13 protein-coding genes are annotated in these 14,589 nt (G+C 72.2%); 11 read left to right on the top strand and 2 right to left on the bottom strand.

What is annotated here, in order from left to right; translation table 11 throughout:
• Positions 1-416 precede the first annotated feature (416 nt).
• The 5 genes from ACIPK4_RS20835 to ACIPK4_RS20815 all read left to right on the top strand — a co-directional run bounded on the left by ACIPK4_RS20835 (position 417) and on the right by ACIPK4_RS20815 (position 4,813).
• A complete protein-coding gene (locus ACIPK4_RS20835) occupies positions 417-2,747 on the top strand; it encodes a nitrate- and nitrite sensing domain-containing protein (protein ID WP_402314658.1) in 2,331 nt (776 codons plus the stop codon).
• A complete protein-coding gene (locus ACIPK4_RS20830) occupies positions 2,744-3,166 on the top strand; it encodes a roadblock/LC7 domain-containing protein (RefSeq protein ID WP_402314656.1) in 423 nt (140 codons plus the stop codon). Before ACIPK4_RS20835 ends, ACIPK4_RS20830 begins: the two co-directional genes overlap by 4 nt.
• A gap of 53 nt (positions 3,167-3,219) precedes the next feature.
• Positions 3,220-3,540 carry a DUF742 domain-containing protein gene (locus ACIPK4_RS20825; RefSeq protein ID WP_376193743.1) on the top strand — a complete coding sequence of 107 codons (321 nt, stop codon included), beginning with the start codon at positions 3,220-3,222 and terminating at the stop codon, positions 3,538-3,540.
• The gene (locus tag ACIPK4_RS20820) at positions 3,527-4,126 is read left to right on the top strand and encodes a GTP-binding protein (RefSeq protein WP_402314655.1); all 600 of its coding nucleotides are present in this window, start codon (positions 3,527-3,529) and stop codon (positions 4,124-4,126) included. The genes ACIPK4_RS20825 and ACIPK4_RS20820 overlap by 14 nt, the downstream gene beginning before the upstream one ends.
• 231 nt (positions 4,127-4,357) lie before the next feature.
• The gene (locus tag ACIPK4_RS20815) at positions 4,358-4,813 is read left to right on the top strand and encodes a GNAT family N-acetyltransferase (protein ID WP_402314653.1); all 456 of its coding nucleotides are present in this window, start codon (positions 4,358-4,360) and stop codon (positions 4,811-4,813) included.
• A gap of 94 nt (positions 4,814-4,907) precedes the next feature.
• Here the strand turns inward: ACIPK4_RS20815 and ACIPK4_RS20810 are convergent, their stop codons facing one another.
• Complete coding sequence (locus tag ACIPK4_RS20810; RefSeq protein WP_402314651.1) at positions 4,908-5,321, bottom strand: carboxymuconolactone decarboxylase family protein; 414 nt, start codon at positions 5,319-5,321, stop codon at positions 4,908-4,910.
• A gap of 36 nt (positions 5,322-5,357) precedes the next feature.
• Here ACIPK4_RS20810 and ACIPK4_RS20805 point away from each other — a divergent pair, with 36 nt between their 5' ends.
• The 4 genes from ACIPK4_RS20805 to ACIPK4_RS20790 all read left to right on the top strand — a co-directional run bounded on the left by ACIPK4_RS20805 (position 5,358) and on the right by ACIPK4_RS20790 (position 9,241).
• Positions 5,358-5,879 (top strand): MarR family winged helix-turn-helix transcriptional regulator, encoded by a 522-nt coding sequence (locus tag ACIPK4_RS20805; RefSeq protein ID WP_402314649.1) that lies wholly within the window; start codon positions 5,358-5,360, stop codon positions 5,877-5,879.
• A gap of 395 nt (positions 5,880-6,274) precedes the next feature.
• A complete protein-coding gene (locus tag ACIPK4_RS20800) occupies positions 6,275-7,960 on the top strand; it encodes a serine/threonine-protein kinase (protein ID WP_402315189.1) in 1,686 nt (561 codons plus the stop codon).
• Between the two features lie 251 nt (positions 7,961-8,211).
• Entirely contained in the window at positions 8,212-8,889 is a 678-nt protein-coding gene (locus ACIPK4_RS20795) for a DUF4232 domain-containing protein (protein WP_402314647.1), read from the top strand.
• Between the two features lie 34 nt (positions 8,890-8,923).
• The gene (locus tag ACIPK4_RS20790; RefSeq protein WP_402314645.1) at positions 8,924-9,241 is read left to right on the top strand and encodes a hypothetical protein; all 318 of its coding nucleotides are present in this window, start codon (positions 8,924-8,926) and stop codon (positions 9,239-9,241) included.
• Positions 9,242-9,303: 62 nt separating this feature from the next.
• On the opposite strand, the gene ACIPK4_RS20785 is transcribed toward ACIPK4_RS20790, so the two are convergent.
• On the bottom strand, positions 9,304-9,690 hold the full coding sequence (locus tag ACIPK4_RS20785; protein WP_402314643.1) for a hypothetical protein: 387 nt from the start codon (positions 9,688-9,690) through the stop codon (positions 9,304-9,306).
• Between the two features lie 276 nt (positions 9,691-9,966).
• Between ACIPK4_RS20785 and ACIPK4_RS20780 the strand changes: the two genes are divergently transcribed.
• Positions 9,967-11,382, top strand: coding sequence for a helix-turn-helix domain-containing protein (locus ACIPK4_RS20780; protein ID WP_402314641.1), 1,416 nt, complete (start codon positions 9,967-9,969; stop codon positions 11,380-11,382).
• Between the two features lie 306 nt (positions 11,383-11,688).
• On the top strand, positions 11,689-14,439 hold the full coding sequence (locus tag ACIPK4_RS20775) for an OmpL47-type beta-barrel domain-containing protein (protein WP_402314639.1): 2,751 nt from the start codon (positions 11,689-11,691) through the stop codon (positions 14,437-14,439).
• The last annotated feature ends 150 nt before the right edge of the window (positions 14,440-14,589 follow it).

The raw sequence follows: 14,589 nt of genomic DNA, 5'->3' as shown, positions 1-14,589 counted from the left end.
CACAGGACACCTCGGTGTCGGTCTTCCATCCGGAAGAAGCCGTGCCTCCGTGCCGATAAGAGGGGCGTGGCTCAGCTCAGACGTTCCCGCCTGACCTGACGTAGGGGCCAGGCGGGAACGGAGCGTCCCGCGGGACGCCATGACGGTAGCCCACACCACCGACACACGCCCTGCCCTGCATGATCAGGGAAGTCAGCTCTCCGTATATTCGGAATGGCTGGATATGATCGGTCGGCACCCTCACCCCACGGGGCCGCGTGAGCAGTTCCCCCATGCCCTCTCCCGAGGACCGAGCTCGGCCGTCCGTGGGTCCCTCCCCGTTCCACCGCCCCCGAGGACCGATGTCTCCGATGGAACCCGAAGGTCCACCAAGCCGGCCGCCACTTCGGCGCCGCCGCACCGTCCGCCTGCGGACGATGCTGATCTGCCTGGCCGTCGTCCCGACCGTGGCGATGGCCGCCCAGGTGACCGTGACCGCCCAGCGGCTGCTGACCCAGTCCGAGCACCTGCGCACCGATGTGGAAGCCGGCGAGCGGATCGGCGTACCACTGGTCGGGCTCATGACCCGGCTCCAGGCGGAGCGGGCGACCACGGCGGCGCGGTGGGCGGGCACTTCCGTCCCCGAGGACGACCTCCGGGAGAAGCGGGCGGCGACGGACCGTGCGGCGGCGGCGCTCCGGCAGGCCGCCGGCGGCAGCAGCGGCGGCGCGCAACCCTCCGGGCAGACCGACGGCCGGCTCGACGGGGTGAGCGTCCGCCTCGAGCAGCTGACCGCGTTCCGCAAGCGCGCGGACGCCCACAACGGCAGCGCCGACCAGGTGGTGGACTACTACACCGGGCTCATCGACGACATCATCCGCGCCTACCAGTATGAATTCAGCCACGCAGACGACGCGGACCTCGCCCAGGAGAGCAGGCCCGCCGTCGCCCTGTTCTCCGCGGCGGAGATGGTCGCGCGCGAGGACACCCTCCTCGCCCTGGCCGGGCCGTCCAAGGAGCTGGCGTCCACCGGTTTCTCCGGGCTGCTCGATGCCCTCGGCACCCACCGGTACCTGTACGACACCTGGATCGTGCCGTACCTGTCACCCACGGAACAGGCCTCGTACGACAAGCTCACCGCCTCGGACGCCTGGCGCACCAAGATCCGCATCGAGAACGCGGTCGTCAGCAACCACCAGGACACCGCGTCCGGAGTGAAACTGCCGGCCGATGTCGCCGGCTGGCGTGCCGCGCACGACGCGTTCGCACCGCAGTTGGCCGCACTCAACGCCGACCGGTCGCGGAGCGTGCTCGCACACGCCGATGCGAAGGCCTCCGAGCTGGAGACCGAGGTGTACTGGCTGGTCGGCGGGAGCGGCGGCGCCCTCCTGCTGGTCATCGCGGTCGTCGTCCTCACCACGCGGTCGGTGCTGCGCAGGCTGAGCCGCCTGCACACCCGTACGGTCGCCATCGCCGAGGAGACGCTGCCCCGGGTGGTGGACCGGCTCCAGAGCGGTCAGGCCGTCGACGCCGAGGCGTTGCCGGCCGTGCGCGGGCACGAGGACGAGGTCGGGCGGATCAGCGACGCCTTCGCCCGGGTCGTCGCCGTGTCCGTCGACGGACACCGGCAGCTCGCGGCCGAGCGCCACGGGTTCGGCCTCTTCGCCTCGGGCATCGCCTCACGCACCGGAAACCTCGTCAGCCGTCAGCTGAGCCTGACGGAGGAACTCCAGGACGCCTTCGGCCACGACGAGGCGCTCCTGGCCCAGTTGATGCGGTCCGACCAGTTGACGGTGGGAATGCGGCGCCAGATAGAGAACCTCCTCATCCTCGCCGGGGGCGAGATCCCGGACCCGCACACCGAGCCCATGCGCCTGGCCGACCTGCTGCGGGAAGCCGCTGCCGAGGTCGAGGACTTCCGGCGGATCGAACGCCATGCGCTGGACGAGGCGAGCGTGCAGCCGCACGTGATCAGTCAGATCAGCCACCTCCTGGCCGAGCTGCTGGACAACGCGACCCGGTTCTCGCCGCCGCGCTCGAAGGTGGTCGTGCGCGCCGAACTGGCGGCGGACGGGCTGTCGATCGAGATCGAGGACCGCGGACCACGCGTGGCGGCTGCCGGGTACGAGGAGATGAACCGGCGCCTGCACACCGCGCCGCCGTACTCGGTCCTCGCGGAGAACGCGCACCGGCTGGGCCTCTTCGTGGTGGGCCACCTCGCCGACCAGCTCCAGGCCCGGGTCACGCTGCGGCGCTCGGTGTACGGGGGGACCGCGGCCGTGGTGAACCTGCCCGGCGAGCTGCTCGTGCCGGCCGAACGGGATGGCGAGCGGCTGCCAGTGCCTGCGGCGGAGCCCGGGACCGCACCCGACCACGATCCGGAGCCAGGGCCGACACCTGACCGGGATCCGGAGCCAGGGCCGAGGCCCGGCAGGGATCCGGAGCCCGCCGCCGTCCTCGCCCCCGTACGGGCACGCGCCCTGGACGTCCGGCCGGCCGTCGCACCCGAGCCCGTGCGGCCGAAGACCGGGCGAGCGCAGACCGGACGGGCGCTGCCCGCTCGCGTCGGAGACGGGGAGGGCGGGCGGCCGCCCCTGCCCGAGCGCGTCCCTCAGACCCACCTCACCCGGCAACTCCGCGGGCCACGCGCCCCGGAACCGGACGCCGGCCCGGACGCGGCGACACCCGAAGAGGTGGCCGACGCCTGGGCCGACTACGAAGAGGGGACCCAGAAAGTGGAAGCAGAGCTCAGACAGGATCAGCCATGACCACGACAGCCAACGACATGATCTACAGCGTCCTGGACAACAACCTGAGCCGGATCGCCGGCATCCAGGGAGCCGTGCTCCTGTCCAACGACGGGATCAAGCTCAGCGCCTACCTGCTCGAACGGGACCAGGCGGAGCGCATCGCGGCCGCGTCCTCCGGGATCGCCGCCACGATGAAGGCGATATCGAGGGAGGTGGGCGGCGGCGGGGTCATCCGCCAGCTGGTGGAGATGAGCGACCGCTACCTCTGCATCGTCGGGTGCGGGGAGGGCAGCACGCTCATCGTGGTGACGTCCCGCAAGGCACGCCTCGGGGAACTGGGCGGCGAGGCGGTGCGGACCGCCCAGGCGCTCGGCGAATGGCTGGGCACCCCCGACCGCTCCTCGCAGCCGACGTCGGCACCGGCGTCGACGTCGTAATGCCGGACGAGCCGCAGCGTCGCCGAAGCCTCCGCCGGACCCGGCTGTACGCGTTGACCGACGGACGTACGGCCGCCGCTCCGCAGACCGTCCTCACCATGGACACCACCATCGTGGCGGCGGTCACCGAGGACGACGCCCTCAGCGGCCTGCCCACCGAATGGCGCGCCATCCTGGCCATGTGCGCGCCCTCGGGCGGACTGGCGGTCGCCGAGATCGCCGCACGCATGCAGATGCGTCTCACTCCGATGACGCTTCTCCTCGGCGAACTCGCCGACCGGGGGCTCGTCCGCCACCGGCCGCCCCTGGAGAGGGCCGAGACCACCAATGTCCACCTGCTCATGAAAATCAGGGACAACCTTGCCCGGATATGACACCTCCGATGCCCCTGCCCGGGAACCATCCCCTGTCAAGATCCTCATTGCCGGTGGATTCGGAGTCGGCAAGACCACTCTGGTCGAGGCGGTCTCCGAGATCGAGCCGCTGCGTACCGAGGAGCGCCTCACCAGCGCGGGAATCGGTGTCGACGACCTCGACGGCATCGAGTCCAAGACGCTGACCACCGTCGCGATGGACTTCGGGCGGATCACCCTCGCCGACGCCGGAGTCGTCCTCTACCTGTTCGGCACACCCGGCCAGGAGCGGTTCTGGTTCATGTGGGACGACTTGCTGAACGGGGCCCTCGGTGCACTCGTGCTCGTCGACACGCGGCGCCTGGACCGCGGCTTCCCGGCCATCGACTTCTTCGAGAGCCGGGGCCTGCCGTTCGTCGTCGGCGCGAACTGCTTCCACGGCGAGCAGCCGTACACCGCGGAGGAGATCGCCGCCGCCCTGCACCTGCGCGACCCCGCCACGCCCGTCCTCCTGCTGGACGCCCGCTCCCGTTCCGACGCCCGCGACGCCCTGCTGACCCTGCTCGACGCGGTCATCGCCGAGGCGCGGACGTCGGCGAGCGCCTGACCGGGCGTCGGAAGCGGCGCCCCCGCATGGCCGCGCCGCCCACCAGGTGCTCCCTAGCAGCCTCGGCCCACCGGGCCACCCGTACACCGTGGTGCTCCGGCGGGCCGTTTTGCTCCGCGTCGGCAGCTGCCGCGCCCGCCGAGCTCCAGCATGATCGATGCACTGCACCACCCGAGGAGGAGCGCCGACGCTCCTCCCGCCCCATTCCTTCGCTCACGGGAGCCCCGCCACATGTCCGACATCACCGTGCGCGCCGTGCACGCCGAGGACTTCGCGCAGTGGCGCGTCCTCTACCGCGGCTACGCCGATTTCTACGAAGTGGAGCAGACGGAGGAAGCGGCCGCCACCGTGTGGGCCTGGGTGACCGACCCCGGACACGAGGTCAGCGCCCTCGTCGCCGAGGACGCCGCCGGCCGGCTCATCGGCCTGGCCCACTACCGCCCGTTCTCCCGGCCGCTCTCCGCGACGGTCGGCTGCTTCCTCGACGACCTCTTCGTGGCACCCGAACACCGCGGCTCCGGCGCGGCCGACCAGCTGCTCGGTGCGCTGCGCGAACTTGCCGCGGCGCGCGGCTGGAGCGTGGTCCGGTGGATCACCGCGGACGACAACCACCGCGCACGGTCGAAGTACGACCAGGTGGCCACCCGCACCATGTGGGTCACGTACGACATGGCTCCCGGCCTCTGAGGCCGGGCTCCGCTCCCGGCCACCTCACACCGGCCACCAAAGCCGCATGAGCCGCCGGGGCCGCCAAGACCACCCGGGCCGCCTGCGTACGCGTTCACGCGGCGCGCGTGAGCCGGTTCGCGAGCGTCGACACCGTGTAGGTGCCGATGCCCAGGACCACCTCCAGGGCGTTCTGGCGCGTGTAGCCGAAGGCGTGGAACCGCTCCAGCTCCTCGTCGCTCACCGCACCCGACGAGGCGAGGACCTGGAGGGTGAACTGCGCCACGGCCACGAGGCGTTCCGGGTCCGGCGCCGGCCCCAGGGAGGCCAGCTTCGCCTCGTGCATGTCCACGCACAAGTGGCACTGGTTGCGGGCGGCGACCGTCAGGATGACGGTCTCACGGGAGTGCGGGTCCAGCGTCGTGGACTCGAAGATCTCGCTGAGCTTCAGGAAGCCGTCCAGGGTGTGCGGCGAGTCCTTCAGGAGGGCCACGGCGTTCGCGGTGCGGCCGGTCAGGTCGGTGCGCAAGGAAGCTCCAGACTGGGATGGATTAAAATGGACAACATGGTTGACCACGCTGACGAGGAAAACGTAAACCAGGTTGTCGATGATGGCAAGGGATATGAACCGGGATACGAGTTGCCGCTCCTCCTCTTCGCCGGCTTCCGCACCCTGATCGATCGCCTGCACGCCCGCCTCGCCACCGAGGGCCACCCCGACCTGCGCCCTGCGTACGGCTTCGCCATGCAGGCCATCGGCGCGCAAGGGGCCACGGCCAGCGACATCGGGCGCCGACTCGGGGTCTCCAAGCAGGCCGCGGGCAAGACCGTGGACCGCCTCCTCGCCGTCGGCTACGCCGAGCGCACCGATGACCCCGCCGACGCGCGCCGCAAGCTCGTGCGCCTTACCCCACGCGGCTACGACGCCCTGGCCCGATCGGCGGCGATCTTCGACGAGCTGAGGGCGGAGTGGGCCACGACCCTCGGCATCGACCGCGTACGCGATATGGAGGCCGCGCTGCGGACCGTCGTACCGGCGGAGACGGCGTACCGGCTGGACGCCACGAGCTGGCTCGGCGGGGCGTGACGACCGAGCCCCGGCCGTCGCGGCGAGCGCGGTCCGGTCCCTGACGGCCGCGGCCCGTCGGTGCGCGAAACGGGCCGGGACACGACGGGCGGTCGGCCACAGGGAGGTGGCGAGCGGTCAGCCTCCGGATTCAGGCGCGGACCCGGACGTGAGCACGGGTACGGCACGGGTACCGGTGCGGTACCGGTACGGGTACAGGCACGGGCATGGCCCGCACGGCATGGCCGCCGATCTTGCCTCTACGCTGGTGTCCGGTCACATCGTCGCGAGTGACCGGTCGCGGAACGGAGCGTGTGGTGCCAGCGGGCCAAGAGGGGCGAGACAACGACGGGAACCTCGTCGGCAAGGTACTCGGGGGGCGTTACCGGGTGACTGCCGTCATAGGCCGCGGCGGCATGGGAGTGGTCGCGCGGGCCGTCGACGAACTGCTCGCCCGGGAGGTCGCCGTCAAGGTGCTGCGTACCTACACCGACGCGAGCGAGTCCGAACTGGCCGGTCTGCGCACCCGGATGGAACGTGAGGCGCAGGCCGCCGCCCGCATCCGCCACGGCGGGGTGGTCACCGTGCACGACGTGACCCAGGAGCAGGGCAGGCCCGTCATCGTCATGGAGCTCGTCGACGGACCCTCCCTCGACGACGTGGTGACGCAGCGCGGCGCGCTCGACCCGTACGAGGCCGCCGCGATCGGCGCCAAGCTCATGGAGGCCCTCGACGCCGCGCACCGGGCGGGCGTCCTGCACCGCGACGTCAAGCCGGCGAACGTGCTGCTGGAGCGCGACGGCCGGGTGGTGCTCACCGACTTCGGCATCGCCACCATGGAGGCCTCCGAGGACGAGGCCATGGCGAAACTGACCCGCAGCGGTCAGCTGGTCGGCTCGCTCGACTACCTGCCGCCGGAGCGCGCCCAGGGCAAGGAGCCCGGCCCGGCCTCGGACATCTGGTCGCTCGGGATGACCCTGTACGCGGCGGTGGAGGGCGTGTCGCCGTTCCGCCGCACCTCGGCGTGGTCGACCATGGCCGCGATCGTCGCGGAGCCCCTGCCGGAGCCCCGGCGGGCAGGACCGCTCGCCCCGGTACTGCGGGCGTTGATGGCGAAGGAGCCGGCGAGCCGGCCCACCGCCGACCAGGCCCGCGCGATGCTGGAGCAGGTGGCGGCGGGCGGGCCCGGGGCGCAGCCCGCTCCGCCGGGTCCCGCCGCCGGAGTGCAGCCGGGAGTGCAACCGGGTCCCGCCGCCGGAGTGCAGGCGGGTCCCGCCGCCGGAGTGCAGCCGGGAGTGCAGGCGGGTCCCGCCGCCCGGATGCCGGGCCCGACGGCTCCGTCCGTCGTGGGGCAGCCCGTCGTGGGGCCGCCCGTCGGCTTCGGTCCCCCGCCGGTCATCGGTGGTGCCGGCGATGGCGGTGGGGGCGCCGTATCGTTTCCCCAACCCCATGTCCCGACTCCTTACACCGGGTTCCCTCCGCCCGGCCTGCAGTCGACCGCCGCACAGCACTCCGCGCTCGCGGGCCGGGCGCGGCGCCGCGGCCGAGTTGCGGTGGCCGCGGCGGCCGTCGCGGTACTCGCTGCCGGCGGCATCGCGTACGCCCTGACGACAGGGGGCGGCGGCAACCGGGCGGCGGCGCCGACTCCGGTTTCCGGCAGCGGCTCGCCCGCGGCCGGCGGCCTGCCGGGCCCGGACACCCAGCAGCCCTCTCCCTCTCCCTCGGGCTCCGGGCCGAAGGCCAAGCCGTCCGCCGCCACCTCGAACAAGCCGCACACGGCACCGCCCTCCTCGGCGGCGGCCTCGCCCGTCCCGGCCAGGCCGAGCCCCGTACCGACGGGCTGCGCCGGTTGGACCCACAAGGACCCGAAGCCGGGCACCTACGGCTACATATCCGGCGACCACCACCTGCTGGCCGCGCCGTACCAGAACTGCCCCGCCGGCGCCCTGGTCAAGGACGGCACGAAGCTCTGGTACCACTGCTACGTGGTCAACTCGTACGGCAACCAGTGGACGTTCGTGCGCGTGGACGGCACGAACACCACCGGGTGGCTGTACAACCGCGACCTCACCGGCCAGAAGGGCTCGTCCCCCGCCTGCTAGCGTCCGGCCGCCAGGAGTCCCGCGCTGCGGGCCTGGAGTCCTGCCCCCCTCCGCGTGAGGTCCGTCTGCATGCGCGTCTGCGGGAGCTCTTGCCCCGTCGGCGCGGCGGCTTGCGGCGGGGCCGGTACGTCATGGTTGTGTCACCGGAGCGGTACGGCGCTGTAGCCGCGGGAACTCCTGTGGGGCGCTTCGCCGTGCCTGTCTGCGTGCGGGCCGGCGGGCGACCGGCCGCAATCCTCGGGAGGCTCCCCATGCAGTACACAGCACGCATCCGACGGTCCGCGGCCGCACTGGTGGTCGCGGCCGCGGCAGCCGCCCTGATGACGGGTTGCACACCGTCTGGCGAGGCTGGCCCGGCGGCCGACGGACCCTCGCAGTCCGTGCAGTCACCGGCTCCCGGGGCGGCCGCGGGCGGCAGCAGCTCCGGCAGCACGGGCCAGGCGAAGCCCGCCCCGGCCTCCCCCACTGTGTCCGGCGGTCAGACAAAGCCCTGCACGATCGATGACGTAAAGATCGCGGAGGCCCGCCAGGCCGCCGTGCGGCCGACCGGCACGGGGACCGGTGCCGCCGTCATCGCCGTCGCCAACGTCTCGAAGAGCACCTGCACGGTGCAGGGATTTCCCACCGTCGCGGGTGCGGGCAACGGGTCCCCCGGCAAGAACGCGCCGCTCGCCACCACCCACAGCGGCGCGGCTGCCGCGGTGCCCCTGGCCCCGGGTGCCCGCGCCTGGACCAAGATCACCTTCGTCAACGTACAGGGCGAGGCCGACGGATACTGCGAGTCCGGCGCGACCCCGGCCTCGTACCCCACGCTCGTCGTCGGGGTCCCGGGCGCGGGCGCGCACCAGACCGCCCTCGACGACGGAGTGTTCGCCCTGTGCGACAACAAGGCCACGGTCACCGCGTATTCGGCGAAGAAGCCCTCGTGATCCGTATCGGTCGGGAATGATCGAGAGTCACAGGATGATCGAGATCGCTCCTGGGGATCCGGAGAGCGCGGCGCCCTACGGCAACCTGCTTCCCGTGGTCCAGCTGCTGCTCGCCCACGGAAACCACTTCGTGCCGGGCCGCGAGGGCTTCATCGTGGACCCTCGCGGCGGCGCGGCATGCGAGCTGGAGCTACCGCTGGACTTCGACCTGCTGGCTGCCGAGGTGACGTTCCCGCAGACGGTGGATGCGCGACCCGACAGGGACGGCATCCTGGACCACGCGACGTGGTGCCTCATCTCAGGGCCGGGAGAGCGGGCAAGCCGGATCGTGATGCCCAAGCGGGTGGACTGACCGGCAGCGGGGAAAGGGGACGTACCGGCCGGAGCCACCCGGTTCCGGCCGGTGTCGGAAACTCAGCCGAAGTTGCACTCGGTGAGGCCGGTGCGCCATGCGTTGGAGTCGTCCACGTAGGGCGCGTACACCCAGCCGGCGCTGTTGCCGTACCAGCCGCTCGCATGCCACTCGTTGTCGATGTAGTACCAGACATTGCCCTGGTTCGCGATGTTGTCGCCACGCTTCCAGCACAGGACGTCGACGTAGTCGCCGTTGAAGACGTCCGAGAGGGTGACCTTGCCGGACGACGCGGAGTGGTAAGCGTAGATGCCCGCCCCGTGCGCGGTGGTCAGGCGGGTCCAGCCGCTGGTGGCGGAGGCGGTGGTGATCCCCGTGGCCAGCGCGCCGGCGGTCAGGACCGCGACCGTCGCTGCCATGGCGCCGCGGCGCCCGAGCGTGAACTTCATGGTTCTCTCCTGTCGGAAGACGAATGCCGGGCCCGTCCACTTCCACCGGGTCCGGCGACGGGGCCAACCATCGGCAGCGGCGCCGGTGTCCGACAAGGCCCTTCGACGTGCTGGGACAAGCCTGGACGGCCTTGGACGGGACGATCTCCGGGGCACGACGGAGTTGGCCGGTCGAGCCGTTCCGGGACCGGGCGCAACCCTCGTAGGATCCGGCCACCCGGCCGCCGTGGGACACCTTCGGACAGGCCGGTCCGGGGGACGGAGCGGGGGAAAGTCATGACGATGCAGGGGCATGAGCAGCAGCGGCCGCGGCGGCGGCCGGAGTCGGTCGCGGAGTTCATCGGTGAACTCCGGGCACTCAAAGTGGTGGAGGGGCTGTCCTTACGGGAGTTGCAGCGACGCACGGGGCTGCCCCGGTCCACCATCGCGCACGCGCTGCAGACGGACCGCACGGCGCTGCCGCCGTGGGACCGCGTGGCGGGTCTGCTGCGCGCGCTGGGCGTGCCGGAGACGGCACTTCCGGGGTGGAAGGAGGACTGGACGCGGCTCCGCCTGGCCCCGGAGGACGGGCGGCCCGAGCCCTGGCCGGGAACACCGGAGGGGTCAGGTGGGCCTGGGGGTCCGGACGGTATTACGGGAGAGCCGAACGGGCCGGGTGGGCCGTCCAGTACGGGTGGTCCCGACGGGCCCGGCAGTCCGGACGGGCCCGGCGGTCCGGACGGGCCCGGCGGTCCGGACGGGCCCGGCGGTCCGGACGGGCCCGGTGGTACCGACGGGCCTGGTGGTACCGACGGGCCCGGCTGTACCGGCGCTGAGGCTTCCACTCGCGGGGAGCCGGACGAGCGGTCGAGACGGCGGCGGGGACTGTCACGGCAGCGGCTCGCCGCGCACGTCGCGACCCTGGTGCTCGGCGCCTGTCTCGGGGCCGGCGCGGTGCTGGCGCTGAGCGGGGGCGCCCCGGTCGGGGCCAAGGCCGGGTTCCCGGTGGAGGAGCAGCCCTGCCCGCCCCCCACCGCGAACCCGCGCCCCTCCCTGCGGGCACCGAAGGCGGGAGCGGTCCGCACGGCGAAGGGGGAACCGCCCTCCTGGGTGGGCCGGATCGCCTCCGGGCAGGAGATCCTCGCCGGTACCGACGTGGTACTGCCCGTCCTGTCGCCGGTGACCGAGGGGGACGCCCTGGTCGTCAGCATCATGCTGACCAGTTCCTGCCCCGGCCCGGTCGCGGTCACCGACACGCAAGGCGACACTTTCCGCATCGTCGGCGACGAGACCGACGCCGCCCGGCACCGGACACTGATCCTGGCCGCCTTCGGAGCCCACCCTCTCGGCACCGCCGACTCGCTGCGCGCGACGTACCCGCACGCGAGCAAGTACCACATCGCCGTCGATGAGTTCCGCGGCATCGGCGCGGCCGTCGGATACGCTCAGGCCCACGGCGAGACGGGCGGGACGGCCTTCAGCACCGGCTCCACCCGGCTGGACTGCGCCGCCGGGGACCTCATGGTGGGCGCGGTCGGCACCAACACCGGCTCCGCACCGGTCTTCACCGCCGAGTGGACGCCGATGCCCATGCTCCAGCTCTCGTCCTACCGGCTCACCACCGCCTACCGGGTCGTCCCGGCGGCCCAGACCTGTGCCGCCACGGGGACCACCACGGCCCAGTGGGCCGCGGCGGCGGTGGTCTTCCGCTGAGCGCGCCCAGCGCGCCCGGGCGTGCCGGGTGACGGCCGACCGCGAGGTCCCGCCCGCGGTCGCCGTCGTCGCCGAACTGCCCCGCTCTGCAAGCAGAAACGAGCTCCGCAAGCAGAAACGAACCTGCTGCGCAACCGTGCGCCTGGGCGGTGAGCCATGCGGGGGAAGCGTCGGCACGGCACGCCGCCGACCGTGACGGTTGGCCGGGGCATTCCGATAGACACCGCCCGTGATCAACAGCTACCGCAGAACAGTCGAAGGGGTGGGCCCGTGTCGCTGCGACCGCCCCTCCGAATGAACCGACGGATGACCCGCGCCGTGCTCGGCCGGCCGCGGGCGCTCGTGCTCGCTCTCACCCTGGCACTCACCGTGGCCGCACCCGTCGGCGCGGCCGCCGACCCGGGGCCCAGCGTCCCGGCCACGGCCCCGCCCCCGGCGCACAGCCCCTCGCCTTCGGGTGGCGAGGGGACTCTGTCGCGTGCCGAGGCCAAGCTGCACGTGGACGTGAGCGCGCTGCCCCGCCCGAAGCGCACCGCCGAGCCCCAGGTGCGACCGCACCTCGTCCCACCGACACGGCGGGCGCCCGTGGGACCGCTGCGGCAGCCGAGTCTGCCGGTGACCACCGCACAGCTGACCCCGAAGGGTGCGACGCCACGGAGGGCGGTGCCTTCCTCGGCGGTGGTGGAGCGGTTGAAGACCTTCCGCACCCTCGGGAACGGCGACAACGACGTCGCCTCCCAAACCGCCCCATCCGACACCAATCTCGCGGTCGGCCCCACCTACATCGTCGAGTTCGTCAACCGCGCCGGCCAGATCTACGACAAGGCCGGCCACGCCGTGGGCTCCCCGTTCGACCTGGGCACCTTCTTCGGGTTCGCTGCGGACACCGGCGGTGACCCGCGCGTGCACTACGACGCGGGATCCGGCCGGTTCTTCGCCTCGTACGAGGGACTCCTGCCCGGCGGCGACGAGAACGACGTCGCGGTCAGCGACACCTCCGACCCGCGGGGGCACTGGACCGTCTACAACATCGGCAGCAACACCTCCAACGTCCTGCAGGACCGGCCCCTGCTCGGTTACACCAACGACAAGGTCACGCTGGGCTGGAACAACTTCGACATGAGCGCGCCCGCGCCGCCGCCGTTCCTGGGGGCGGTGACCGTGGTCGTCAACAAGGCGGACCTGCTGGCCGGTGGCACGATCAGCCTCACGACGTTCGCCCAGGACACCGCCCTGGACGACGCCGTACCGGCCACCTCGCTGTCGGGGATCAACGACCAGCTCTCGATGAAGCACGACGGCACCGACGTCGTGGTGACCACCATCACCGGCGTGCCCGGTGTCAGTCCGGTCAACCGCACCGTGAACACCGTCGCCATCGGTTCGGCCGATCCGCCGCCGGCAGCGGTCCAGCCCACCGGAGGTGACGCGACGATCGAGACCAACGACGCCCGGATGCTGTCGGTCGCCTGGCAGAACAACCGCCTGTGGGGCGTCTTCAACGTCAGCTGCACCCCCGTCGGAGACACCGCGGTCCACGCCTGCCAGCGCTTCGTCCAGATCGCGACCGGCGGGACCCAGACCCTGTCCACCAACCTGAACCTCGGCCTCGTGGGCGGTGACATCTACTACGGCTCGCTGACCCTGAACGACGAGGACGACCTGTTCGCGGGATTCACCGCCTCCTCGTCCTCCCTGTTCGCAGGCGGGGTCGCGATCGGAGTTCCGGGCGGCAACTTCCCGTCCACCACCTTCGGTGACTTCTACGCCGCCGGCACGGAGGCCTACTCCTGCCGCTGCAGCGGCGACAGCCGCTGGGGCGACTACTCCGGCACCGCGCGCGACCCGAGCAACCCCAAGGACGTCTGGACGGTGCAGCAGATCGGAGCCACCGGCAACACCGGGATCTTCGGCGGCGACTGGGGCACCGCCATGGACCGCGTCACGCTGTCCCCGCCCACCGTCACCGGCGTCACCCCGAACCACGCGCCCGAACTCGCGCAGTGCGTCAACACCGTGACCGTACGGGGAACGGAGTTCCCCACCAGCGGCACCACCCTCAAGTTCGGCTCCGTGGCCGCCACGAACGTGAACGTCACCGGGCCGGAGGAGCTGACCGCTCAGGTGCCCCCACAGGCACGCGGCACGGTGGACGTCACCGTGACCACCCCGAACGGCACCAGCCCGACCACGTCCGCCGACGCGTTCACCTACGACCCGGACACGACCGCGCCGGCCGTCTCCGCGAGCGTCTCGCCCGCGGCGAACGGAGCGGGCTGGAACACCACCAGCCCGGCGACCGTCAACATCAGCGCCACCGAAGGGGCTTGCGCCTCCGGGGTCCAGAAGATCACTTACAGCGCCGCCGGCGCCCAGCCGATCGCATCCACCGTCGTCTCCGCCGCCACTGCCGCCGTCCCGATCACGGTGAACGGTGTGACCACCCTGACGTACACCGCCACCGACAACGCCGGCAACACCTCCGCGCCGCAGACGATCACGGTGCGCCTCGACACGGTGGCACCGGTGATCACCATCGTCCGTCCGGCGGCAGGCACCTACCTGTACCGCCAGGCGGTCACGGCGTCCTACTCGTGCACCGATGCCACCTCCGGACTGGCAAGCTGCGTCGGCACGCCCCCCAACGGCAGCGCCGTCGACACTTCCACCCTCGGCTCCCACACGTTCACGGTGAACGCCAAGGACGTCGCCACGAACCCGGCCACCAAGAGCGTCACGTACACCGTCGCCTACCGGATCTGTCTGCTCTACGACCCGACGCGGCCGGTCCGCCTGCTCGGTCAGGTCGTGATCTCCTTGCGGATCTGTGATGCGAACGGCAACAACCTCTCCAGCTCCGGCATCACCGTGACGGCCACCCGTATCACCGGCCCCGTCACCAGGACCGTCGGCGCCCGGATGCCGTACACGCCGCTGGTCTCCGGCTACAGCCTCCCCGTCAGTACGCGGGGCCTGCCCAACGGCAACTACAACCTCGAATTCACCATCAGCGGAGCGGACACCACGACCCACGTGGCGCCCTTCACCCTCAGCTGACAACCGCAACTGCCATCCGGTCGTGGGCCGGCCCCCCCCCCGGGGGGGGCCCCCCCCGCCCCCCCCCGCGGGCCCCCCCCCCCCCACCGCGCCCTCACGTTGCCCCCGGGGGGACAGTGACAGGGGGAAGGGCCGGGGAAGACCCCGGGG

Source organism: Streptomyces sp. NPDC086989, assembly GCF_044745505.1.
Lineage (GTDB): Bacteria > Actinomycetota > Actinomycetes > Streptomycetales > Streptomycetaceae > Streptomyces.
Note: the sequence above shows the minus strand (reverse complement) of the source record. Positions and strands in the feature narration are given on the sequence as shown.

Excerpts from the sequence above, each read along its gene's own strand:
- ACIPK4_RS20775 (WP_402314639.1), top strand. The coding sequence starts at position 11,689 with ATGACCCGCGCCGTGCTCGGCCGGCCGCGGGCGCTCGTGCTCGCTCTC.
- ACIPK4_RS20780 (WP_402314641.1), top strand. The coding sequence starts at position 9,967 with ATGACGATGCAGGGGCATGAGCAGCAGCGGCCGCGGCGGCGGCCGGAG.
- ACIPK4_RS20790 (WP_402314645.1), top strand. The coding sequence starts at position 8,924 with ATGATCGAGATCGCTCCTGGGGATCCGGAGAGCGCGGCGCCCTACGGC.
- ACIPK4_RS20835 (WP_402314658.1), top strand. The coding sequence starts at position 417 with ATGCTGATCTGCCTGGCCGTCGTCCCGACCGTGGCGATGGCCGCCCAG.
- ACIPK4_RS20830 (WP_402314656.1), top strand. The coding sequence starts at position 2,744 with ATGACCACGACAGCCAACGACATGATCTACAGCGTCCTGGACAACAAC.
- ACIPK4_RS20800 (WP_402315189.1), top strand. The coding sequence starts at position 6,275 with ATGGGAGTGGTCGCGCGGGCCGTCGACGAACTGCTCGCCCGGGAGGTC.
- ACIPK4_RS20785 (WP_402314643.1), bottom strand. The coding sequence starts at position 9,690 with ATGAAGTTCACGCTCGGGCGCCGCGGCGCCATGGCAGCGACGGTCGCG.
- ACIPK4_RS20805 (WP_402314649.1), top strand. The coding sequence starts at position 5,358 with ATGGTTGACCACGCTGACGAGGAAAACGTAAACCAGGTTGTCGATGAT.
- ACIPK4_RS20795 (WP_402314647.1), top strand. The coding sequence starts at position 8,212 with ATGCAGTACACAGCACGCATCCGACGGTCCGCGGCCGCACTGGTGGTC.
- ACIPK4_RS20815 (WP_402314653.1), top strand. The coding sequence starts at position 4,358 with ATGTCCGACATCACCGTGCGCGCCGTGCACGCCGAGGACTTCGCGCAG.